Consider the following 24,218-nt stretch of genomic DNA (forward strand, 5'->3'; position numbering starts at 1 on the left):
AAGCCAGCTAAGGTCTTGAAGCACTAGGCATATGCGTGTTTTTCTGAGGTCCATGCACAGACTTATCCACAGAACTTGTGGGCAACTTTAATGCCCACTGAGACTGCCTGCCTGCAAGTGGCTGTTTTGGGTCACCTGCCCCGGATATTTTCCTATGCTCTGCCGGAAAATCCGGAACGCCTGCCTCTCGGCGTACGCCTGCGTGTCCCTTTTGGTCAAAAAAGCCGCATTGGTATTCTGGTGGGATATGACCACTGTCCACCGGAAATCACCCTGAAACCCATTGAGGCTGTTCTCGATACGCGGCCCCTGCTTTCGGAATCCTTGCAGCAGCTTCTGAATTTTGGTGCGCATTATTACCAGCATCCTCTGGGCGATGTCTGGGCTGCCGCCCTCCCGGCGCTACTCCGTCAGGGCCGGCCTTTGCCCCGGCCCGCAGCACAGGCTTATCAACTCACCCAGCCTGAACAAACGCCTGCACGCCCCGGCAAACTGCAGGAAGCCCTGATAATCCTGCTCGGCACCGCAAACCCTACCACCGAAACAGAAGTACCAGCACGCTTACGACCTGTCCTTCGCCAGGCGCTTCAAAACGGCTGGGTGGAAGCCCTCGCCCTTCCCGCTCCCTGGGTGACTGCGCAACCGCTTCCCTACCCGCTGAATGAAGAACAGCGCATTGCCATCACCCAATTACGGGCTACCCAAGGCTTTACCTGCTGGCTACTGGATGGCGTTACCGGAAGCGGCAAAACCGAAGTCTACTTCGAAACAATCCGTCCCCATCTGGAAGCCGGTCGGCAGGTGCTTATTCTCGTCCCGGAAATCGGTCTTACCCCACAGCTGCTGGCCCGCTGTCAGGCCCGCTTTGGCAAGGCAGCGGTCGCCGCACTGCATTCCGCCCAGACCGACACCGAACGCTTGCGCATCTGGGCATTGGCGGCCATGGGGCATATACAACTGCTCATCGGCACCCGCTCTACCCTGTTTGTTCCCATGCCGAAGCTGGCCTGTATTGTCATTGACGAAGAACATGATCCCTCTTTCAAGCAACACCGGGGCTGGCACTATTCCGCCCGAGACATGGCCATTCAGCGGGCCAAACTGGAGAATATTCCGGTGATTCTCGGTTCGGCCACGCCCTCTCTGGAAAGTCTCTACAATGTCCAGCAGGGACGTTATCAAAGTCTGCAGTTACGGCAACGCGCTACCAACGCGCCCCTGCCAGGCATCACGATTATTGCACTTCGCCGCCAATATCTTCAGGGGGGGCTCTCCAGCGATCTTCTAAACGCCTGCACAGAAACGCTTGCGGCGGGGAATCAGGTCTTGCTGTTTTTGAACCGACGGGGTTATGCGCCTGCCGTACTCTGCCATGATTGTGGCCATGTCCTGCACTGCCCACGCTGCAGTGCCGCCCTCACCTGGCATCGTCACCAGGAACGCCTGCGCTGTCACCATTGTGGTTACGATTCACGTTGGCCTCAAGACTGTCCGGAATGCCACAGCACTGCGCTGATTACTGCCGGACAGGGAACCGAGCAACTGGAAGGAATCCTGCGCCAACGCTTTCCCGAAACTCCAGTCTGGCGTATTGATCGGGATGCGTTACCCGGACGGGAGGCTTTTTCCGCCGTACTGGAGCAGATCCATCAAAATCAACCCGCCATCCTGGTTGGCACACAAATGCTCGCCAAAGGCCATCATTTTCCAGCCGTCACGCTGGTCGGCATCGTCAACACGGATCAAGGCCTATTCAGTGCCGATTTTCGGGCTCCCGAGCGCTTGCTGCAGATGGTTCTGCAAGTGGCGGGGCGAGCAGGTCGCGAAGACCGACCCGGACGCGTCCTTCTGCAAACCCACCTACCCCATCATCCCCTGATCCAGAGACTCAGTGAGGGAGACTATCAGCAAGCCGCCCAGTTACTCCTGGAAGAACGCCTGCAAGCAAGCCTTCCTCCCAGCACAGCCCTGACCCTTATGTGTGCTGAAGCCCATCAACGAGCAGCCATTCAGGCCTTCCTGGAAGCGGCAAAAGCCTGCGCTCCTGATTCGCTGGAAATCAGCGGACCGCAGCCCGCACTTCTGGAAAGACGGGCCGGTTTTGAGCGCGCTGAATTATGGATAGAAGCTCCCACACGCCGGATCATGCAGAAGGCCCTTAAAACCTGGCTGCCCTGCTGTCAGCAGCTGCCAGAAGCCCGTAGGGTGCGCTGGTTTGTCGATGTCGACCCGCAATTCATGCTTTGATTCCGGCGTGATGAGTAAAAGCTCCACTATATTGGGTATGCGTGAAATTTATGCGACACTCGTAACAAATTCGAAGGAGTACACATGCCCAAAAATGCCAAGGTCAAACTCTCCGACCCGTCGATAGAACGCAGTGTGTTGTATGTTGGTGAAAAAGAGATCATTGCTGACTCCACCGGAATATTGAAAGAAGAAGGCTGGAATATCATTTTTGCACCCTCTTTAGTGGAGGCTCCTCAATACGCCAGCAAAAGCGGCGCGTTGGTTGGCGTAGTCGGCTTCAGCCAGAAAGAGTTCGTGGATCATGCGCATCGCGTCGAACTGATGCTCGCCCAGTCAACCCTGTTAAAATGGATTGCCTTGATCCCCCCCAATGCCGCTGAACAACCGGCTTTCCGTCAGCTGATTGGTAGCGCATTTTATGATTATCACACCTTGCCTTTAGATGCCCTGCGTCTGTCCATTACCTTGGGACACGCATTTGGTATGGCAGAAATGACGGCCGATACCTTTCAGGGCGGACAGTGGGATCTTCACCATCATCCCGAAAGCCAGATGGTTGGCGCCAGTGATCAGATGCAGAAAATCTATCAGGAAATTCGCAAAGTCGCTGGTGTAGAAGCGCCCGTTCTCATCACGGGGGAAAGCGGGACAGGTAAAGAACTGACGGCCCAAGCTATTCATGAAAGATCCACTCGTAAAGAAGGGCCCTTTGTAGCCGTCAATTGTGGTGCTCTCCCTGCCAACCTGATTCAATCAGAATTATTCGGGCATGAAAAAGGTTCTTTTACCGGTGCCCATGAACGCAAAATCGGACGCATTGAGTCTGCCGCTGCCGGAACCCTTTTTCTGGACGAAATTGGCGACTTGCCGATGGATCTGCAAACCAATCTGCTCCGTTTTTTACAGGAAAAAACCATTCACCGCGTTGGTGGCCGTCAGGATATAGAAGTCAATGTCCGCGTGCTCGCTGCCACCCATATCAATCTGGAAGCAGCCATTAAGGACGGAAGTTTCCGACAGGATCTTTACTACCGCTTGAATGTGTTGCAGATAAAAATGCCACCCTTGCGTGATCGTGTGGGTGACATTCCCTTGTTGGCGCAATATATATTCACGCGCTTTTCGGATGAAAAAGCGCATCGCGTCAAAGGATTCAGTGAAGAAGCACTCCATGCCATGAATCATTATGACTGGCCGGGCAATATCCGGGAACTCATCAACCGTGTCCGTCGAGCCATGGTCATGTGTGAAAAATTCCTGATTTCACCGGTTGATTTAGGTCTGGAGCGGCGCACCAATTCCCGCATGCAGGTCACCCTGAATGAAGCCCGTGACAGTGCTGAAGCCAGCAGCATTCGTGGCGCACTGGCACAAAGTCGCGGCAGTGTCAGTATGGCTGCCCGCCAGCTAGGCATTTCGCGGGTGTCTTTATATCGCCTGATGGAAAAACACGGCATTTCCAAAAGCTGATTGTACGCTAACAGGCTGATCAGCATAGCAACTTGCGCAGGGGCAGGTATATGCTATTCTTGAAATTAGCCGGTTGGGCTATTTTTGATTATTTTGGGGTGTGAAATGGCGGTTGGTACAGTGAAGTGGTTCAATGACAGTAAGGGATTTGGTTTCATTACACCTGAAGATGGTAAGGAAGATGTGTTTGTGCACCATTCCGCCATTGAAGGTACGGGTTTCAAAACCCTGGCTGAAGGTGAAAGGGTCAACTTTGAAGTTACGCGTGGACCCAAAGGTCTGCAGGCCGAAAAGGTCCGCCGGGCTTAATCAGGGCTCAGCGTTAAAACCGGATGTTTCGAGCATCCGGTTTTTATATTTTCTAACTCTCTCTCGTTGGCTTTTTACGCTTGCCAGCCGTGCCACCACGCGGTTTAGCCTCACCTTTCGATGGTTTCGTAGTTGCCGACAAGATTTTCCTCGATGGTTTCGCGTCTCCCCCGCTACGCGCACGGGGTGCTGAAGACCGACGGGGTGCTCCCGATTTATCGCTTCCGGCTTCTTGTGGGGCAATTTGTAACGGCCGTCCCGCCACCCAGACTTTCTGCAAATGCTGCAAGGCGTCCGCAGGAATATCTGCCGGTAACTCTACCGTACTGTATTCACCGTGGATTTCCACCTTGCGGATATTGCGACTGGGAATCCCTGCCTCATTGGCAATAGCGCCGACAATATTCTTGATCTGGGCGCCATGATCTTCGCCGACATCCAGACGGAAGCGCCGCATCGGCTGATCATCCGCAAGGGGTTTACGGGGTGCGCGGTTAGCACCGCGATCACTACGCACTGGCCTTTCGTCATCGCCGCGCCGCCGTGAAGAGCTTGGCCGCCCTGATCCTGAGGACTCAGTACGCATGGGCCGGGTGGGTTCTTCAACAGGCACCAGTGGCCGTTCTTTTTGCACCATGTAGGCCAGAGCTGCCGCAATTTCACTGAGGCCCACGTCATGCTCCTGCTGATAATCGGCAATGAGCGATTCAAAAACCGACAAATCCTGAGCGTTGATCACTTCCGACAATTGGTCCTTGAACTGGGACATGCGGCGGTCGGCCACATCTTCGATGCTCGGCAAATGCATAGCCGTAATCGTCTGGCCGGTAGCCTTTTCAATAGCCCGCAACAAATGACGCTCGCGCGGAGCCACAAAGAGGATGGCATCACCGCTTCGTCCTGCCCGTCCAGTACGCCCAATCCGGTGCACATAAGCCTCGGTATCATTGGGAATATCGTAATTGATGACGTGGGTGATGCGTTCCACATCCAGGCCCCGCGCCGCAACATCCGTAGCAATCACAATGTCCAGAGCACCGGATTTTAAGCGTTCGATGGTTTGTTCACGCAAGGCCTGGCTCAAGTCACCATTCAGGGCACCGCAGGCGTAACCACGTGCTTCCAGACGTTCGGCGAGTTCTACAGTCGCTGTTTTGGTGCGGACAAATACAATCCAGGCATTGCTGTCTTCGACTTCCAGAATCCGGGTCAACGCATCCAGCTTGTGGGTACCGCTCACTTGCCAGTAACGCTGACGAATAGTGGCCACAGTGGTCGTCGCCGACTTGATTTTGATTTCAAGAGGGTTCTTGAGATAGGTTTTCGCAATCCGGCGAATGGCATCGGGCATGGTCGCCGAAAACAAGGCCACCTGCCGACCATCCGGCGTGTGCTGCAGGATGTCTTCCACTGCATCAATGAAGCCCATGCGCAACATTTCGTCGGCCTCATCCAGAACTACCGCCTGCAATTGGTCAAGGCGCAGGGTTTTGCGGCGCAAATGATCCTGAATGCGCCCCGGAGTCCCTACTACCACATGCACACCCCGCTGCAATTGCTTCAGTTGCAAGCCCATGGATTGCCCGCCGTAAATAGGCAACACATGAAAACCCGGCAGAAATTTGGCGTAGCTTTGCATGGCCTCGGCAACCTGAATGGCCAATTCGCGAGTGGGGGCCAGAACGAGCAATTGCGGAATGCGCAGACTAATATCGACACGGCTGAGCAGGGGCAAGGCAAAAGCCGCTGTCTTACCCGTACCGGTCTGGGCGAGGCCAATGACATCGCGGCCTTCCAGCAGCGGCGGAATACTTTGCTCCTGAATCGGGGAGGGCTGTTCATAGCCGATCTCCGCCACCGCTTTCTGCAAAGGTTCGGCGAGAGCAAAATCACTAAAACGGAGATCAGATTGTTGAGACATGGACACACCCGGAAGAGAATTCAGGGTCCGAACTATACGCCAATTATCGCGAACTTGCAGTGTTTTCTTGTCGATATATGCGGTTCGGCAAAATCAGTCGGCGTCGAGTGCCGCCTGCAGTTCTGTTTGAATCGCCAGATCTGCCCCGGGACCAACGGGCGTCCGGTCTGCCACAAAGGTATCTGTGAAGGCATATTCAAAATGCACATCCTGAAGGCCGAGGCTGCCAAAAATTCGGGTTTCCCAGGAATGATCATCGGCATGGGCCATCAGGGTCGGCCACTGGTCCGGACTGGCACATTCGAGGATAGGACCAAAAAAGATAGCGCCTGGCTTGTTTTTCAGGCGTAAAGCACAACTGCCGGGGGTGCGGCCAGACATTGGCAGAAAATCAATGGTGCGCGTCAGGCGCAACTTGCTATCCAGGGCAATATCGATGGGCGTGTTCAAAAATTGGGCCTCGGCGGGCTGCGCCACCAGCTTGCAACCGGCCTGCTTCCAGAGCAACACATCCTGCGCGCCAAAATGGCTGGGCAAAAACAATATCTGCAGCGGAGCCAAAGCTTCCAGTTCTGCTTTCAATACCTCGGTATATACCGGCGCGTTGACGAGAATGCCCCCGGCATCCTTATCTGCAATAAAATATACTGCTGGCTGTGCGCCCCCACCTTCTACGTGGTAAATATCCCGGTCGAAGAAACTGCACAACTTTTGCATACTCTGCTCCTGCCTCGGTCATTCCAGATGATGCTTGCAGTATAAACATAATCCACGCTGAAACTCATCTTGCGACCGTTTTTTGTCGTTGTGGATACATACCACTGTGGCATAATCCGTTCATGAATATACTCCTGCTGATTGCTGCCCTGATAATCATCCTCGCCGGGGCCGAGGCATTCACCAATGCCCTGGAACATCTGGGTGACCGCCTCGGCATATCCGAAGGGGTCACCGGTTCGATATTTGCCGCTGTAGGCACGGCACTGCCGGAGGCTATGGTCCCCATCGTCGCGGTATTTGCTGCCGCATCGGGAAAACCCGCCCATCTTGGTGAAGAAGTCGGTGTCGGTGCCATTCTGGGTGCGCCCATGATGTTATCCACCCTGACCTTATTCCTGATGGCCGTTTTTGTGTCTCCGAAACGGGGCTGGCAGGGTGCCCTACAGCCAGAACCCAGCGGATTACGTCGTGATCTGGGATGGTTTCTGGCCGCTTTTGGCCTCTCCAGCGTCGCCTTGTTTGTACCGCACCATATTACCCTGGTACGGGTCGGCATCGCCCTGATTCTGATCACCCTGTATTTTTTGTATGTGCTGGTTACCCTACGTGCTTCGGCGGCCCTGGTTGCCGAGGGTCATGGCACAGAAGCTGGTCATGCCTTATACCTCAGCAAAACAGGTTTACCCGTGCAAATGCCGGTGATTCTGCTGCAGTTGGCGATCGGCTTGGGCATGATCGTGTTTGGTGCCAGTTTATTTGTGGATGGTATTGAAGGGTTATCCCACTGGCTGGGCATATCGGCGCTGATCCTGTCGCTGCTGGTGGTTCCCATCGCCACTGAGCTTCCGGAAAAAATCAACAGCATCCTCTGGATTCGGCGCGGCAAAGATACCCTGGCCTTTGGCAACATCACCGGTGCGCTGGTTTTTCAGGGCAGCCTCCTGCCCGCCATTGGCGTATTACTCACCCCTTGGTCGCCCTCCTTCCCCGTACTGCTGGGGGCGGGGCTCACTTTGTTGGCCGGCACTTATACCTACTTGCTAGTCATCCGTGGGGTCATCCTGCGTCCGTATCATTTTGTGGTAAATGGTCTGTGTTATGCCGCCTACTTTTTGGCCTTGACCTGAGCACCTCTTGATATGCGAACAAACAAGGGACTCGCCGCTGGTATCCTGCTTTTGCTAGACTAGACCCATGCCCCGGTAGCTCAGTGGATAGAGCAACCGCCTCCTAAGCGGTAGGTCGCGCGTTCGATTCGCGCTCGGGGCACCAATCCGACGTAATCTCTAATCAGAGCTGGCCCTCGTACTCTTCCAGTGGCTTAGCAACGCAATACCAACCAGAAATACCGGTAAAACCATTGCGAGAGCAGGAACCTGAAAAAGAAAAAATGCAAACAAAATCGCACCAACCAGATATGCACATAGCGCGGCTAGCTGTTGACGCCAGGCAAAGGGAAGCGGACGTTTCTTGCGGATATTTTCGACAAAAGTAATGACAATGCTGGTCAAGGTATTCGTGAACACGACAGAAGGAACGCCTGCGACATTAATCAGCCTCGCAGCCACACTTTGCAGCCCCATACTTAGCGCAGAAGCCATAATCAGGACATAGAGCAATACACCATCACCAGGAAAACCTACAAGCATCCAGACTAAAGCATAAACCCCCAGAAAAAAGGTCTCTACGCAGAGAAGTATTCGTAATCCATAGAGATGTTCTTTCCACACGCTCCCGAGGGCGATGCCAACTATAAAACCCAGAAGGGCGGCCAGAGAATGGGTAGCTGAGAGCAGGTGTCCCTGGCCTACGGCAATGCCAAACAGAGCCAGATTGCCCGTCATAGCCGAGGTAAAGACCATGTGAAACTTGAGAAAGGCGACAATGTCTGCTCCGCCAGAAGTAGCTGAGAGAAGGTGCATGGTCCGATCGGATTTCCCCAGGCGTTGGGGCGCAGAAGATTGCTCATTCATAAAATGCAGGCCATCTCAATATCCTCTTAAATTATTGTTCACGGTTCCTTATAGAGCCATCATAATCGAATCTGGGGCGAGGACAATGTGCCAGCATCAAATCAAAACTGGCGCGATATTAGCCGGATCGCTGAAACTCTCATGCCCGTTTTCGACATGCCCTGCCATGCGCCAATGGTGCTGAGGGGTGGAGACGATCAGGTCATACCAGTGGTGACTGGGTTGCAGGTTCCAGTGCAGTTCCTGGGTTTGCCCTGCCGCCAACTGAATTTTTCGAGTACCCTGTCCGTACACCGGGTCCATTACTTCAATGGGCAGGGTATCGGCACCGGCGTTATACAAGAGCACCCGGATATTCCCAGTCTGGGTTCCCTGGGTATCAATGTGCAAAGTGGAAGGACCCGTACCCATAATTTTGCGGATATAGCTGTCCGGTCCATAAACCGTGAGCGCCAGTTTTTGATCCTTGGGCAGCATCATCTCGTCTTTCAGCTTGGCTCCGGCCCCGATGGTGTAATGGTGAGGCAGCTCATGACTGCCATCCCAGTAGGCCGTACAGACCACACCCAAATCAGAAGGATTGTGCATGTGCAGACGGACGCCTCTACGGCTGGCTTCCAGCCGAACTTCGGTCGCATAAGCGAGGGCGCGCCGTTTGCGCAGACCACTTTCCTGGGGAATGATGCTCTCGGTGTGTTCGGGAACCACTGGAGCCGGCAGAGTCGATTCGTGATGGACCGTTGCCACATAATTGGCGGTACTGGGCAGGGGCACCTTGCGCTCATCGGCACGTGAAAAGTCAAAGGCTGAAGTCAGATCACCGCAAACCGCCCGTCGCCAAGGGGCAATGTTGGGTTCACTGACGCCGAAGCGTTTTTCAATAAAACGGATGACCGAGGTATGGTCGAAGACTTCCGAACACACATATCCCCCCTTACTCCAGGGCGAGATGACTGTCATGGGCGTCCGGGGACCCAGACCGTAGGGCAACTGATCCGCACTATAGAGTACCGGCCAGTCAGGGTTGATATGATCATGGACCATACCTTCAGTACTGACGGTCGATTTCCCCGGGCGCACCGGAGTCGGGGGCTGCGGTGGCGTGACATGGTCAAAGAAGCCATCGTTTTCGTCGTAATCCAGCAGGACCACGGTCTTACCCCAGACCTCCGGATTACTGGTCAGGGCATCCAGCACCCGGGCAATGTAAATGGCGCCATAGGCCGGTGGATAGGAGGGGTGCTCAGAGTAACCCGCCGGAGTAACAATCCAGGAAACTTGAGGAAGTCTATTAAGGCGGACATCAGCCTGAAGGCGGGCTAATCCTCCACCTGCCATGCCGCGCTGATACAGTTCATCACTGGTGGATGCCCCGGCAAAAGGTTTGAACCATGCCAGGGCATTATCTCCAAAATTACCTTTAAATGGGTCTTGATAAGTTCCATCGTCCGAATCTCGCCCCTCTTGGTAAACACACCAGGAAATGCCTGCATCTTGTAAGCGTTCAGCGTAGGTCGTCCAGGTAAACGGCTTTAGTGCCGGTTCGCGTTTATTCAGCGGGTTATAATCCCAAGTATTGTCATCAATGAAAGGCCCGCCCTGCTTACCTTCAGGATCAATGGTACCGGTAAATAACATGCTGCGGTTAGGACTCGTAGGGCCAGCAATAGACGCAAAATAATGGTCACAAATGGTAAAATGATCGGCCAGCGCATAATGGAAAGGGATATCCTGGCGTTGGAAATAGCCCATGGTCATGTCGGTCTTGTTGAGCGGCCAGGCATTCATCAGGCCCCCCGCAATGGCTCCGTGCTGGGACGCCCAGCTATGGTCCAGGTCCTGAAGGAATTGCGCAGAAGTTTTGTGGGTATTGAAATGAAAAGGCAGAATGGGCCGGGTCGGGTCGTCCATGCGCCCCTGAAACCAGACGGGTTTACCGTCGGGTAACTTCAGCGGAAAACGGTCATTATAACCGCGCACCCCGCTCAGGTGTCCAAAATAATGATCAAACGAACGGTTTTCCTGCATGAAAACCACAATATGTTCCACATCTTCCAGAGTCCCGGAACGACCCAGGGCGGGCAGCATGGCGGCACGGGCTACTGAACTGCCCAGAAAAGCGGTGAGCGTGGCACCGGCCCCCAGGCTTTTTAAAAAATCGCGACGTCTCATGTATTCTTCTCCTCAAGATGTTGAAGGGCAGCGGCAGCCGGTGGATAGTGCCAGGCCAAAGCGTGTGCAAAATAACGCGCTGCCAATGCGCGATTGGCATGAACCCCATGCCCGTAGAGATAGGCAATACCGAGGTCATAGGCGGCAGCGCCCACATGTTCGGCATTGAGTTTTTTTAACAGGGCCAGACTGCGCCCTTCATACCAGGCAGCCTTGGTTTTGTTTTTCGGCATGAGCCAACCTGCTGTATAAGCCTTACCCAGCCAGAAATCGGCATTGACCACCTGCGGCACCATCAGACCCTGGCGAAACCAGAAGGCTGCCTGTTGGGGGTTGTGAGTAACCCCCCAGCCATTGAGATAGGCATTGGCTACCTGGCGCTGGGCAAAGCGATCCCCCGCTTCGGCGGCCTGCAGATACCAGTGGAAAGCGGTTTGGGGGTTTGCGGAAACGCCCAAACCTGCCTGATACAAATGACCCAGCGTGTCAGCAGCCCAGAAATCGTCCTTGTCCGCCGCTGCTTTTTTGAGCAGAGGCACCGCCTGAGCATAGGCATCCTGATTCAGCAGATGGACGATGGGATCATCCGCCTTATGGATGGCCCGGGCATGGGACAGATAGGCATCAGCAACGGCGCCCGGATTGGCGGTGTTGCTCATGACAATCGTGGGAGTGTTGCCAGCTTGCGCCGCATCGGCAAAAGGTAACAGTGTCAGCAGAACTGCACCGGTAAAAGCCAACTGCAAAACACGTTGTCGCATTTTAAGCTCCTGATGTTAGGTGGGCCATGCGGCCCACCGTGTTTTAGACAGGTTCAGAATGTTGCGCGAAGGTCTGCACCCACAAAGGTCGGGGCGCCTGGCTGTCCTACAGCATAGTCGCCGCCCAGATAACTGGGGCGATACTCCTCTTCAACATAGAAATTGAATGAGGGTTTTTCGAGGCGTCCATATCCAGGCACCAGATATAACCAAGATTCAGATTGGTTTTAGCGGTAAACCCCATATTTTTTCGTCCAATCTGAGACATAGACTGGTGGCTTCATAGCTTTAATAAATTTTCCATTAGGCCAAGGATCAGTAAATCCACCCATTAAATTATATGCGACTTTTCCATCCTTTTCAGAAGATATCATTTCAATCATTTTTAACGCAATCAAGTTAGATCTTTTCTGTGCATACTCAGAACATTGATGAAAATACTGATTAATTACCGTAGGCACGTTCATTGCTGCATCAGAAATAGTATGAATCTCAATAAAAGGAATCTTGTTCATTGTTGAAACCAGGGCAATAGGATAATTTCCGGCCTCATCGGCTTCATGGAAAATTTGGGTACTCTTTTTGATTTGTTTTATATTCCGCAACCACGCATCACCCGAACCTTGAGTCCCATAAGCAAGTATCCACGGTCTACGTCCTACCGGTGCGGACAATATGTTAGCAGGCGTAAACCGAGCAACTTTTGTAGCTGCAATAGCAGCCAGTCTCACCAATTCTGGATTTGCATAAATATATTCTGGATTGGGATTACCTTGCTTATAACCCTCATCATCAGTGACCAATGAGCTAAACTGACCAGGAACAATTTTTCCATCGCTCTTGGTCATATAATTACTAAAATTTACGACTCTAGCGCCAATCACAACATCACCCATGGACAAATTCGGCAGATGCGATCCGGCAGTCCCTGGATCAATGACAAAAACAGGATCAAAAGTCTTTTCCATAAGATAAGTATCTATAGCTGTGAGACTAAAGCTGCCAACTGGAGGAGGGGACGACAGGACCACAGGTATCCCATAAATATCTCCTGTGGTGAACTTAAAAAAACCTTCTTTATAATTTTTTGGGTTGTTCATCTTGGCAGTGATCAGAGCATAGGTATTTGGGCTTGATGGCAGAATGATACCAACAAATGATCGGGGTGTACCCAAGCCAGTATTCTTGGTTGCTAGCAACTCTGTATCAGCTGTGGAGCAAGATGAAAAAATAAATAAACCAGAAAATAAAATCATGCAAAAATATAATCTTATATGGCTCACAATAATCATACTCCATTAATGTAATATTTACAGGCACAAGTCGAAAATATTATAACGACAAGCACCTGTAGTTTAAGCTTACGATATAAAACCAAACTCACTCGAAGCGGAGGCTGACATTACTACCTACAAAAACTGGAGCACCTGTCTGACCCTGTAAATATGAAAATGGCTTACTCATTTGCTCGGCGTATACCAGATAGTTATTGTTGAGAATATTATCTGCGTAGAGACTTAGCCTCAGAGATTTAATATAAGCCGAATTGATTGGCATGTCATAAGACACATTAAAGTCTAGAGTATCATAGGAAGGTAAGGTCAGGCCTATCGTTTGCCCCTTGTTAGTTGCCATATATTGGCGACCAACAAAATGTCCCGTCAGCGCCGCATACAAGCCACCATGTTCATAGCGAATTCCAGCAGTAGCCGTATAGGTCGGTACATAGGGCCGGTATTCTCCGGGATGCGATGTTCCATTCGTTCCGACCGAAAGGGTTGTGTATTTGGCACTCGTATAATTATAGGTACCGAATAAAGATACGTCATCTTTAACTGGTACATCCAAGCCTAAGGTAACCCCCTGGTATAAGGCCGCGCCGTTGTTATACTCAAATGTCTGGCCAGTTGCCGAATCGTAATACTCACTGAATATATTGCTAAAATTTCGCCTGAACACCGAAAGATTCGTTGAGAGCAGGCTACTCTTATATCTTACTCCAGCGTCGTAACTTATATCACCCTCTGGTTGAACGGTAATCGCTGCAGGTGTAGGTGCCACACCTATAGCAGAGTAATAGGCGCTAATGTTTGGCACCTTATTTGTTTTACCCACACTGAAATATAGGTTAACGTCATGAATCGGGGTATACGAGAAACCTAATGACGGCTCCCAGAAATAATAGGTATTATTTACATGCCCACCATAATTGTAATAGTAACCAGCCACATCATCACAGCCAGTTGATACGACATTATACTTCACCCCTGGATAAATATGTAACTTACCATTCATAAGATCTATATTGTCCTGTAAATACACGTAATTATAATTACGTGTATCATGTTCATTCCACGCATTGTTGTAACCATCAATATTGGGGACTGGACTACTTCCATACCAGTACTCGGCACTATGATCTTGACTATAATCGACCATAGCTCCTAATTCTACGGTGTTGTGTGGGGCAAAAAAAGTTAACGAAGGAATAAAACCCACACTCTGAATATCATCAATATAATTATGATATTGCGTTCCATTTACTGCGGATCCGAATTCCGCAACTGGATCATAACTATTATTTGTTGACGGTGGCGCTGCATAAGGTTCCAGATTCGTGCCTACTGGATAACCTTGATATATGGCATAGCCGTAATGGTTAGGATCATAGTATTCGGAACTTGTAAAAGAAGTGCGGTTTGCAGCTTGCTGCTGAATAAACACCTTTGTTTTTGCCATCATATATTGATTAAGCAAACTTTTCCAAGACAAAATGACATTTAGAGCATGAGTATTCGTACCACTATAAGCCACATTTAGAGGAGCCTGATAGGCCCGATTGCCGGCCAAAAGCGACAATGGCACCAAAGATGGCTGCCGCGCCTGCTCCACGTTATAAACAGCAACCAGCTTGAGTTGAGATAATCCGTTATTATAGGGCTGCACAATAGCTGCATAGTATGAATTGATATCAGCATATACATTATTCATGAAGCTAGGGGCATGTGTATACGAATATTTAAAGAGCATTTCCGTACCCGTACCTGGAAGTGCTCCACTATTTACTGAGAAACCGGTCGTATAATTTCCGCCCCTGTAACCATATTTTCCCCCAGATGCATTCAAGTCAACATAAAACTTAGATGTTGGCATGGCAGGCTCATACGAGATAGTACCGCCTAATGAGTTAATCCCATTTTGGGAAGGCTGATTCGCTCCACTGAACACTTTAACCGTAGAAATCTGTCCCATGGTCAAAGGCGTGTAGGCGTGATCATCCCCAGTTCCACCAGCCCCACCGCGAAACGTATTAATAATTGGGACTCCATCAAAATTTGATGCCATCTGGCTACTGGTGAAGCCTTGATATGTAAATTCATTATCTGTTGCCGAGAGATTTCCAGGTCCTTGTGATATGACATTCATGCCTGGAACATGCTTGAGCACAGATTGAAAGTTTTGCGCTGGTGACGCATGCTTGACAGTTTTCTTACTCACTGAAGTAACTGCCTTCTCAGGTGGAGCGACTTTTTTCACCGCTCCAATATCGGTCACTGCTGGAGCGCTTTGGGTAGGTGCTACCACCGCACTATCATCGGCATAGGCAAGACTTGCAAATACACTTAATGCTGCTATAACTGCTGTGGACAATAATTTAGTCCTCATTAATGGTCGCGGAAGCACTTTCTTTCCATCATATATGCCCATATCAACATTACATTTAGTTTTCATTGGTACATTCTCCCTCTGTTATATAACTCATTAAACCTAAAGCATAAAACCACTTGAAATCCATTTATGTACAATCACTTCTTGTCACTTAACACCTCATGAATACCTATAGATGCGCCGAAATAATGCCTTTCTTTGAGGATAATATTCATTATAGTGTAATTTTCTATAACATTCGTTTTAGTTTTAATATACCTCTCACTCACTTATCCCAACAGATTACTACGGCGTTCAGATTAAGCCCTGACCATCGCTACTGATTATTGATCTTCTGTTTTCATGAAGTATCCGAGATACTTGGCTATTAATAAAGTGTTATTTATGTAACGTTGCATATCAAAAATTGCAACACTCATAAAATCGTTGGCGGTAATTTGCAGGAACTGTGTGTTTTCATGAGATGAGAAGGAACCATTTTTAATTACCCCTCCTTGAGAACTTTCATGCAGTTAGGTTCATGTATGAGAAACTTGCTGTAGCGCTTAACTGGCAACAATCGACGTTCCCGCTCAGTCAGAACAGTCCACGCCCAAAGACGTCTCTGTGTAACAGTAAAAAAGGCCGATAACCGGGCGGTTTCGAGTTCCTTAAAGGTTATCTCCTACATTCACTCAGCTTTCGTTATGGCATTTGCAAAACATTATTGTTAACACTCTAAATCTAATAGCAAAACTCATGCCATAATTTAAGATTCCGACTATCTCTAGTAGTTTTTTATTAAACTTTTAAAAAACAACAAGTTATTATAAACACAAACTACTGAAAAGTGATGTCCGCCTTTATTCCTCATTTCTTGAAATTAAGAATATTAAGCATTTTGCACCAAAAAAAAGCGTTTGCATCAGAATTGCACTCTCGTTGTGCAAACTTTCTCTGATCGCAGAGGTATCAGACAGCCTTATCTGGGATTATATTTTTGCCAACATCCTGCAACACAACTCGTACTCATTTACGGGAAATTTTATCAATTCGTGCCTGATCCAGTGGCCGAATGACCATATTATCAATGTTGACATGAGCGGGGCGCGTGACCACCCAGGCAATGGCATCTGCTATATCAGCGGCCTCCAGCGGTTTCATGCCATCATAAACGCTACTCGCTCGCACAGCATCGCCACCAAAACGGGTTAAACTGAATTCTGTCTCAACAAAACCTGGATCAATTAAGGTAAGCGCTACAAAATTGCCGATTCTATTAACCGGGATATGCGTTGCAGGGCTTCTGTATGTTTCGCCTCAAAGCGCAGGACCAGTGCTGGCTGAGTGTTTGAGCAGCGCACCAATGCCCAACCATCCGGAAACTCAATACGCAGACCATCCAGCGTCAGCAAATTTGCATCTGGAAATAAAATTGGCGCATCGCGCAAAAGTGCTTCCATAATCTGCTGCGGTTTCCCTTCTTCCATTTCCAGCCGCTGTTCCGGCGTGCATGGCCATTCAGGCAGATCATCCAATAGGTTATTGCGTGAATTTTCATCCCCGTCGATGCTGGACAAAATTTCCAGCAGTCGTGCGGCGGCATACATCCCATCATCAAAACCAGGCCAGCGGTCTCTAAAAAAGAAATGACCAGCCAGTTCGGCACCCACTGGCGCATCCAGTTCTTCCATTTTTGTCTTGATCAAGGAATACCCGGTTTTCCACATAACCGGTTTTCCACCAGCTGCGCGAATCGCATCGGGTAACAGCGCTGTCGATTTCACGTCGTACACGACTGCCGCGTCTTGATAATCCGGTAAAATATGTTTTACAAAAAGCATCAAAAGCCGATCGGCCAGGATCACCTTACCTTTGGCACTGACCACGACCATTCGGTCACCATCACCATCAAATGCTAGGCCTATATCAAGGTTTTCAGCGCGTACCAGCGCCATTAAATCCCTCAAATTGTCCTCATTGGTCGGGTCAGCAGGATGGTTGGGGAAGCGCCCATCTACGTCCAGATACAGCCCGAAAACCGTGCATTCCAGTTTCCTAAAAAGCTCGGGAGCGACTATTCCGGTAACTCCGTTACCGCAATCCATACCAATACGTAACGGTTTCTGCAGACGAATATTTTCCACAACAAAGTTCTGATACGTGTCCACGATGGAATGAGCAATGCTTACGCCCCTCTTTTCTGTTTGCGTGTATTCTCGTGCTTCCAGGCGTCGATAAATACGCTGGATATGCTCTCCATACAACGTTTGACCCATCATGACGGTCTTGAACCCATTATACTGGGGCGGATTATGACTACCCGTCACCATTACGCCACCGTCTGCACCCAAGTGTTGCACGGCGAAAGAGAGCACTGGCGTAGGAACCATGCCGACATCAAGGACGTCGCATCCAACCTTGCACAATCCACTACACAGAGCTTGATGAAAAGCCAACCCCGATAAGCGCCCATCTCTTCCCACGACAATGTTTTGTCCTCCGCGACTCCGGAGTTCACTGCCAATCGCCTTCCCCAGTTCTTCCACCAAATCGGGTGTCAGATCGCGATCAACCACACCACGAATGTCATACTCCCTGAAAATGCCCGGAGGAATATTAATCATAGTGGCGTACCATGGGCTTTGTGGTGCAGCCGCACAGCATCTCGTGCCACAATAGCGAGACGTTCCTTGACCTGGGCATACACATTCTGCTGCACCGCTTCACTCTGGGTGCGCAGGGCAATCACTCCACACAGGGAGGCAGCGTGAAGCCCAAAAGTGCGAGCAATGGTAAATAGTGCTGAACTTTCCATCTCAAAATTCAGCACACCCAATCGCTGCCATTCCTCCAGGCTGCCTTGTAGATGCCTGGGCACATAACCGGAGAAAGAATCATAACGCTCCTGCCCTGGCCAAAAGCTGTCTGATGAACAGCCTATTCCAGTCTGATAAGGGTAATCCCGGAGCTTTGTGGCTTCTACCAGTTTTTGGGTCAGCGCAAGTGATGGCACTGCGGGATACTCTATGGGCGCATAATGTCCTGAAGTTCCCTCCAATCGCACCGCGCCCTCGCTGATAATCAAATCCCCTAACTGCACATGGGCCTGAATAGCTCCAGTCGTCCCCAACCTTATAAAGTGTGTCACCCCCAGACGGGCTAGTTCCTCAATCGCAATCCCGGTAGAAGGTGCGCCGATCCCGGTGGACATCACCAGAACGGGGATATCATCTACATAACCTAAGGCCGATCGATACTCCCGATGCTGGGTCAGCTCACGGGCGTCATCCAGAAATGCGGCAATAGGATTCACCCGATCAGGATCACCCGGCAAAAACGCATACTTTGCTCCACATAACATCTGTGTTGATAAGCCAATGTGATACTGGATAGCCTTCGTATCCGCAATAATTCCCGTCATAGCGCAGCCTCCTGACTCAGCAAATCATCCAGTAAGCTGCTGGCTCCAAAGCGCAACGTACGGGGGGTAATAAAAGTTGTCCCCATCACGGCTTCAATTTGTGCAATATAGGCGTCCATCTGTTCTCCTGTTCGCACGCCTCCAGCTACTTTTATCCCAGGAACCTGTTGGGAATGGGCATATTCCTTAGTCACGACAAGCAGATCAGCAACGGCCTCTGGTGTGGCACCGACGGCGGTTTTACCCGTAGACGTTTTAAGAAAATCTACACCCCTTGCTGCCAGTTCGCGGGCCAATTTTTGACGCATGGAAGCGGCAGGAATCATTCCTGTTTCCAGAATGGCTTTAATCCGTATCTTATGATCAAGCCAGTGCTGTATCGCTTCCACCATTTTAAACAGCAGCAACGTATCTCCCGCCAACCACGCTTTATAAGGCACGACGACATCCACTTCCTGTGCACCTGCTGTGACTACTGATTCCAGTTCTGCATGCACCTCCTGAAGGCTGTGATTCCCAGAAGGAAAATTGATGACAGTAGCCACCGCAATCGGCGTTTCCCGCAACAGATTCACCGCACGCGCAACGTAAGCCGGATGTATACACACCGCTGCAACATCGCCATGTCTGGTTCGCGCCTTGGCACAAAGTGTTTCAACAGCAGCTTCATCGCCTTGCACCGCTTCTAATCGCGTGAGATCCAATAATCCAATGCGTTCCGCAATACTATGTTTCACGAGCGAAAACCCTCCAAATCGGCTGCACCAAAATGGTGCGGAAGCAGATCACTAAACGGCATCCTCTCGGGCAGGCCATCCATGACAGAGGTAAGCACCCACATGCGCGTATCGGCGAACTCATTCAGGCGCTGACGGCAACTTCCACATGGCCAGGCAGGCGTATGACCTTTACAGGCCACATAGCAGGCGAGAATATGCATGGGCCCCAAGGTCGCCACCATATGACCGATAGCTACTGCCTCTGCGCACAAACCAGAAGGATATGCGGCATTCTCCACATTACACCCGTTAAATATTCGACCATTGGTTGTTAAAATTGCGGCGCCTACAGAAAAGTGAGAATAGGGTGCGTAGGCATTTTTCAGGGCCGCTTCAGCGGATCTGCGTAACTGCGCAATGGTGGCTTCGGGCAGATTCATTTTTGTATCAGGACAATTCAAGCTGCTTTCCTCCGCTGCTGGCGTTGATCTGCCAAACGCAAGCCAATAAAATAGATCACTCCGGTAATTATCGCCGATGAAACTTGCCAGGGAACAAAATAAAAAATACGACTAACGCTGAGATATTTCAATTGCCCCAATAAAATTCCAAAAATCAGCATACTGACCGCCCAGGGTGCCGGCCATAAAAAATATTCTTGCCAATTTCCGGCAGGGCGATAAAAAAGAGTCACATCTTCTGCATAACGCTCCCCATAAAACCAATCAATTACCAGAATAAACGTGAACGGGAATAATAAGGAGCCCAAGAGAGAAAGAAATCCTTCAATAAAATTCAGGATGCCAGCGATGGCCAACCAGGTCGCAAAAGTCCCCAAGACCACCACCACCACCGGCTGCATCCATCGCCGTGGTTTGCTGGTAACATTAACAACGGCAAGCAATTTTGTGACGGCCGGATACAAATTCATGGCATTAGTATGGGCAATGGCCAATATGACGCCTATCGCCGATATTTCTCCCCAAACTGGCAGATTTTTGCCCAGCAAGGCGATATTCCAGTCACCAGTCATTTGCAAAGCAATCAAGCCCAGAATACCCATGAGCAACACGGCTGACATCACACCAGTTGCAGGAGCGAAAGCATAAAGGGCACGCTGATGAATTTTTTCACTCTCTAGTGCAGGCATACAAAACCTTGTTACCGTAGGGAAGTCATACGCCCAGGCCAACAGACTGAAACTCAAGACGAGATCAATATCTGTGCCCCAATGGACAGGCACCGTGGCAACTGGCATCACAAATGGATGCTGCGTAAACAAATAATAGGCCAGTACCGCATAACAGAGCAGAAAAAGTAGAGCCGTATATTTATAAAACTTCTCCAAAACTTCCATACCAAAAAATACCAGGCCAATTTGTAGTACACCAAGAACGATATACCAAAGAATGCCGTTTCCAGGGAACAACGTATCAAGAATTTTTCCGCCAACATCCGTATTCAGTCCAAACCAGCCCGCACCAACGATGGTATACAGGATGGCCAGAACGGTTGCTCCACCAACCCCAAAAGTGCGTCTTGCCATCACCATGGAAATAATTGGCCTCTGACGACCCATATGCGCCAACAATACGGCGGGGATGAGGCCAATCAGCAGAGCAAGCAGTACGATCCACACAAAATTCCATAATCCAATGCCATGGAGCAGCAGACCAATGACCGGAGTGGTTGCAGACGCAGAGGCCAGAGCCCATATCAAAAAAAGCATACCGGGGCGCATGGTTCGAGCAGATTCTGGGACCGGCGCCACCCCCAAGGTTTCCACATGATGGTTCTCCGTTTCGCCAACCGCCACCATGGGCTTACTCATGGGACATCCGATGATGTATTTCCGAATGCTGATCTTCCTGAGAGTTCACGGAATTCGATTTAAATACCCACTGCAATAAAAGATAGCTTGTACCCGCCACCATAAATGTCCAAAACCATCCATAGGTGTAAAGACGATCAAAGAATCCGGGATGATCAACAATACCTCCCGCACTGTGTGCTGCCGCATAAAATCCGGGAAGTATGGGCAACACAGCGAGAGCGATGGCCACAAATGCACGGGTATTCCAACGTGGATAAATACCATTTTCTCTATACAAATCTTCCAGATTAATATTCCTTTTTCGCCAAATCCAATAATCTGCAATCATCACTCCCGCAATAGCCCCAAGCAAGCTGCCATAACCGGCCAGCCAGGTGAAAATATAGGCATATGCATTTTCCATCAGCAGCCAGGGACACATCAAAATTCCGACCACACCGGTTATTATTCCGCCCGTACGAAAGCTGATCCGTTGTGGTGCCAAATTAGAAAAATCATTGGCGGGAGACACGACATTGGCCCCCATATTGATGCTGGTTTGGGCGAGCAAAATGGCACCCATGGCGAGTAATAACAGTGCATCATTCTGGGTAATGTGCGGAATTAAGGTAATAGGGTTCCACAGTACCTGATGAAACACACCAATGGCCGCTGCCGTCACAAAAATACCGATAAAACTGGTACCCATCATACCCAGGGGCAAGCCGATGGATTGGCCAATGATCTGCGCTTTCTGTGATTTTGCGTAGCGGGTGAAATCAGGAATATTCAGGCTCAAAGTTGCCCAATATCCCACATTGGCCGCAAGACCTGGCCAGAAAATATCCCAGAAGCGATGCGAGGATGGTTGTACCAAAATATTTGAGTGATGGAGTACCTCAAAAAAACCCTGTCCTGTCCGTATGGCCCAAAAGAACAGCAGCAAGAGCAGTATAATCAGAATAGGAGCCGCCACAGTCTCAAATCTTTTGATAGCGCGCATGCCACGCAGCACAATCGACATCTGCAGCAGCCAGAACAGTCCAAAAGCAATAAACGCATGACCCTGCACTTTGGGCCAATAGGACCAGAAATGGCCCATGAGGGCTGAAAGTGCCAAACCACCTAACCAGGTCTGGATGCCAAACCATCCACAAGCCACTAAACCACGCGCCATTGCCGCCACCTTGGCGCCGCTAGTCCCAAACGATGCTCTGACAAATACCGGGAAAGGAATCCCGTAACGGACTCCCACATAAGCATTCAGAAGCATGGGGATCAGTACCAACACATTACCCAGCGTTACCGTGAGCAACGCCTGCCACCAGAGCATACCAGCCATCATCAAGCCGGAAGCCAGGGTGTAAGTCGTCAATACTGCGGACATGCTGATCCAAAGTGCGGTAATGTTCCAGGTATTCCAACTCCGCTCTGATGCTCCTACCGGCGCCATGTCTGCATTGTACAGTTTTGAATTTCCGAGCGAGGCTTTCAATGCTCCAAGCTCGCCCATATCTGGGGCCGCTATCCCGGACCATTCAGTGGAAATGCTCGGTGGCGGCGACATGTTAGTGCCACTCCCGGATGCCTGTGTGCCCGCGTTCTACCGCTTGATAGGGTTGACGCCGGTTCTGTTCTTGTTGTGCGCGCATAAACGCCGGAAAGGCAGGTCTAAAAACATATTCACCGGCACCACGTTGGGCTTGCAGGGTACCCTGTGCATATACCACCTTGCCTCGGCTAATGGTATATGCTGGGCCACCTGACACCCGCATTCCTTCAAACACATTGAAATCCACTTGCTGATGCTGATTTTCCACGCTGATAACCCGGGTTAATTGAGGATCCCAGATCACCAGATCTGCATCGCTGCCCACCTGTATAACGCCTTTGCGCGGATAAATATTGAAAATTTTTGCCGCATTACTGGAGGTCAATGCCACAAATTCATTAGCCGTAAGACGCCCCATGTTGACGCCGTGGTGCCATAACACTGCCATGCGATCTTCAACTCCGGCGGTACCATTGGGAATGCGTGCAAAGTTATCCTGGCCCATCGCTTTCTGATCCCCACAAAAGCAACAGTGATCGGTGGCGGTGGTCTGCAATATGCCGCCGCTCAAGGCCTCCCATAAGGCCTCTTGATGGGCTCGGGGTCGAAAAGGCGGGCTCATGACATGAGCAGCGGCGCGGCCCCAGTCCTTATCAAAGTAGACAGATTCATCAATCAGTAAATGCTGGGCCAGACATTCACCAAACACTCTTTGCCCCCGACGCCGGGCTTCGGTAATAGCGTCTATCGATTCAATGGCGGAGTTATGCACCAGATAGATGGGGACCCCGAGAATGCCGGCAATTTGGATGACACGTTGTGCGGCTTCACCTTCGACTTTGGGCGGACGCGACTGGGGGTGTCCTTCGGGTCCTACAATCCCCTTTTTTAGTAGAAGTTTCTGCAGATAATCTACCAATTCTCCATTTTCCGCATGGACTGTTGGCAGAGCGCCCAACTCCAAAGCACGTGGGAAACTCTGGGTTAGAACACCATCATCGGCCATAATGGCCCCTTTATACGCCATGAAATGCTTGAAACTATTGACCCCCCAATCACGGACCAGAGTACCCATGTCCTCGTACACCGAGTCATCCCACCAGGTCACCGCGACATGAAATGAATAATCTGCACAGCTTTTTTCAGCCCAATCACGCCATTTGTGGTAAGCCGTCAATAGGCGCTCACCCGGACTGGGAATCACGAAATCAATAATCATGGTCGTCCCACCGGCAAGGGCAGCAGCCGTACCACTATAAAAATCCTCACTGGCTACCGTGCCCATAAACGGCAATTGCATGTGCGTATGGGGGTCAATGCCGCCCGGCATCACCAGGCAACCCGAGGCATCAATTTGTTCCGCGCCAAGAGGTGCAGCAAGACCAGGCTCTACTGCCACAATCCGACCATCCTCGCAATAAATGTCGGCGTTGAAGCTGCGATCTGCATTGACCACAGTACCATTACGAATTAGCACAGACATGAA

19 protein-coding genes and 1 tRNA gene are annotated in these 24,218 nt (G+C 50.5%); 5 read left to right on the forward strand and 15 right to left on the reverse strand.

Annotation, left to right across the window (positions count from 1 at the left end):
* The first annotated feature begins 90 nt into the window (after positions 1 to 90).
* From HAP95_RS02195 to HAP95_RS02205, 3 genes are all read left to right on the forward strand, one after another.
* On the forward strand, positions 91 to 2,247 hold the full coding sequence (locus tag HAP95_RS02195; RefSeq protein WP_215882772.1) for a primosomal protein N': 2,157 nt from the start codon (positions 91 to 93) through the stop codon (positions 2,245 to 2,247).
* 84 nt (positions 2,248 to 2,331) lie between these two features.
* Entirely contained in the window at positions 2,332 to 3,720 is a 1,389-nt protein-coding gene (locus HAP95_RS02200; RefSeq protein WP_215882773.1) for a sigma-54 dependent transcriptional regulator, read from the forward strand.
* Positions 3,721 to 3,825: 105 nt separating this feature from the next.
* A complete protein-coding gene (locus HAP95_RS02205) occupies positions 3,826 to 4,029 on the forward strand; it encodes a cold-shock protein (RefSeq protein WP_009564993.1) in 204 nt (67 codons plus the stop codon).
* Positions 4,030 to 4,081: 52 nt separating this feature from the next.
* Here the strand turns inward: HAP95_RS02205 and HAP95_RS02210 are convergent, their stop codons facing one another.
* Positions 4,082 to 5,950, reverse strand: a complete 1,869-nt coding sequence (locus tag HAP95_RS02210) for a DEAD/DEAH box helicase (RefSeq protein WP_215882774.1) — start codon at positions 5,948 to 5,950, stop codon at positions 4,082 to 4,084.
* Positions 5,951 to 6,043: 93 nt separating this feature from the next.
* Entirely contained in the window at positions 6,044 to 6,667 is a 624-nt protein-coding gene (locus tag HAP95_RS02215) for an MBL fold metallo-hydrolase (protein WP_215882775.1), read from the reverse strand.
* Between the two features lie 122 nt (positions 6,668 to 6,789).
* On the opposite strand from HAP95_RS02215, the gene HAP95_RS02220 reads away from it, so the two are divergent.
* Both HAP95_RS02220 and HAP95_RS02225 read left to right on the forward strand, forming a co-directional pair.
* Positions 6,790 to 7,797 (forward strand): sodium:calcium antiporter, encoded by a 1,008-nt coding sequence (locus HAP95_RS02220; protein WP_215882776.1) that lies wholly within the window; start codon positions 6,790 to 6,792, stop codon positions 7,795 to 7,797.
* Between the two features lie 69 nt (positions 7,798 to 7,866).
* Positions 7,867 to 7,942: transfer RNA gene (locus HAP95_RS02225), tRNA-Arg, on the forward strand.
* A 14-nt stretch (positions 7,943 to 7,956) separates the two neighbouring features.
* Here HAP95_RS02225 and HAP95_RS02230 read toward each other — a convergent pair.
* The 13 genes from HAP95_RS02230 to hydA all read right to left on the reverse strand — a co-directional run bounded on the left by HAP95_RS02230 (position 7,957) and on the right by hydA (position 24,215).
* Positions 7,957 to 8,643 carry a YoaK family protein gene (locus HAP95_RS02230; RefSeq protein ID WP_215882777.1) on the reverse strand — a complete coding sequence of 229 codons (687 nt, stop codon included), beginning with the start codon at positions 8,641 to 8,643 and terminating at the stop codon, positions 7,957 to 7,959.
* A gap of 96 nt (positions 8,644 to 8,739) precedes the next feature.
* Entirely contained in the window at positions 8,740 to 10,815 is a 2,076-nt protein-coding gene (locus HAP95_RS02235) for a phosphocholine-specific phospholipase C (protein ID WP_215882778.1), read from the reverse strand.
* Complete coding sequence (locus tag HAP95_RS02240) at positions 10,812 to 11,576, reverse strand: tetratricopeptide repeat protein (RefSeq protein ID WP_215882779.1); 765 nt, start codon at positions 11,574 to 11,576, stop codon at positions 10,812 to 10,814. The genes HAP95_RS02235 and HAP95_RS02240 overlap by 4 nt, the downstream gene beginning before the upstream one ends.
* Before the next feature lie 227 nt (positions 11,577 to 11,803).
* A complete protein-coding gene (locus HAP95_RS02245) occupies positions 11,804 to 12,868 on the reverse strand; it encodes a phosphorylase family protein (RefSeq protein ID WP_215882780.1) in 1,065 nt (354 codons plus the stop codon).
* A gap of 88 nt (positions 12,869 to 12,956) precedes the next feature.
* Positions 12,957 to 15,308 carry a TonB-dependent receptor gene (locus HAP95_RS02250; protein ID WP_215882781.1) on the reverse strand — a complete coding sequence of 784 codons (2,352 nt, stop codon included), beginning with the start codon at positions 15,306 to 15,308 and terminating at the stop codon, positions 12,957 to 12,959.
* 945 nt (positions 15,309 to 16,253) lie between these two features.
* A complete protein-coding gene (locus HAP95_RS02255) occupies positions 16,254 to 16,415 on the reverse strand; it encodes a hypothetical protein (RefSeq protein ID WP_215882782.1) in 162 nt (53 codons plus the stop codon).
* 68 nt (positions 16,416 to 16,483) lie between these two features.
* Positions 16,484 to 17,851 carry a phosphomannomutase/phosphoglucomutase gene (locus tag HAP95_RS02260; protein ID WP_215882783.1) on the reverse strand — a complete coding sequence of 456 codons (1,368 nt, stop codon included), beginning with the start codon at positions 17,849 to 17,851 and terminating at the stop codon, positions 16,484 to 16,486.
* Positions 17,848 to 18,648 (reverse strand): uridine phosphorylase, encoded by an 801-nt coding sequence (gene udp, locus HAP95_RS02265; protein ID WP_215882784.1) that lies wholly within the window; start codon positions 18,646 to 18,648, stop codon positions 17,848 to 17,850. The genes HAP95_RS02260 and udp overlap by 4 nt, the downstream gene beginning before the upstream one ends.
* On the reverse strand, positions 18,645 to 19,385 hold the full coding sequence (gene deoC / locus HAP95_RS02270) for a deoxyribose-phosphate aldolase (RefSeq protein WP_215882785.1): 741 nt from the start codon (positions 19,383 to 19,385) through the stop codon (positions 18,645 to 18,647). The genes udp and deoC overlap by 4 nt, the downstream gene beginning before the upstream one ends.
* Entirely contained in the window at positions 19,382 to 19,828 is a 447-nt protein-coding gene (gene cdd / locus HAP95_RS02275; RefSeq protein ID WP_215882786.1) for a cytidine deaminase, read from the reverse strand. Before cdd ends, deoC begins: the two co-directional genes overlap by 4 nt.
* Positions 19,825 to 21,198 (reverse strand): purine-cytosine permease family protein, encoded by a 1,374-nt coding sequence (locus tag HAP95_RS02280; protein ID WP_215882787.1) that lies wholly within the window; start codon positions 21,196 to 21,198, stop codon positions 19,825 to 19,827. The genes cdd and HAP95_RS02280 overlap by 4 nt, the downstream gene beginning before the upstream one ends.
* Positions 21,191 to 22,747, reverse strand: a complete 1,557-nt coding sequence (locus HAP95_RS02285) for an NCS1 family nucleobase:cation symporter-1 (protein WP_215882788.1) — start codon at positions 22,745 to 22,747, stop codon at positions 21,191 to 21,193. Before HAP95_RS02285 ends, HAP95_RS02280 begins: the two co-directional genes overlap by 8 nt.
* Position 22,748: 1 nt before the next feature.
* Positions 22,749 to 24,215 (reverse strand): dihydropyrimidinase, encoded by a 1,467-nt coding sequence (gene hydA / locus HAP95_RS02290; protein WP_215882789.1) that lies wholly within the window; start codon positions 24,213 to 24,215, stop codon positions 22,749 to 22,751.
* Positions 24,216 to 24,218 lie beyond the last annotated feature (3 nt).

It is taken from the genome of Acidithiobacillus sulfurivorans (assembly GCF_018853815.1).
GTDB lineage: Bacteria > Pseudomonadota > Gammaproteobacteria > Acidithiobacillales > Acidithiobacillaceae > Acidithiobacillus > Acidithiobacillus sulfurivorans.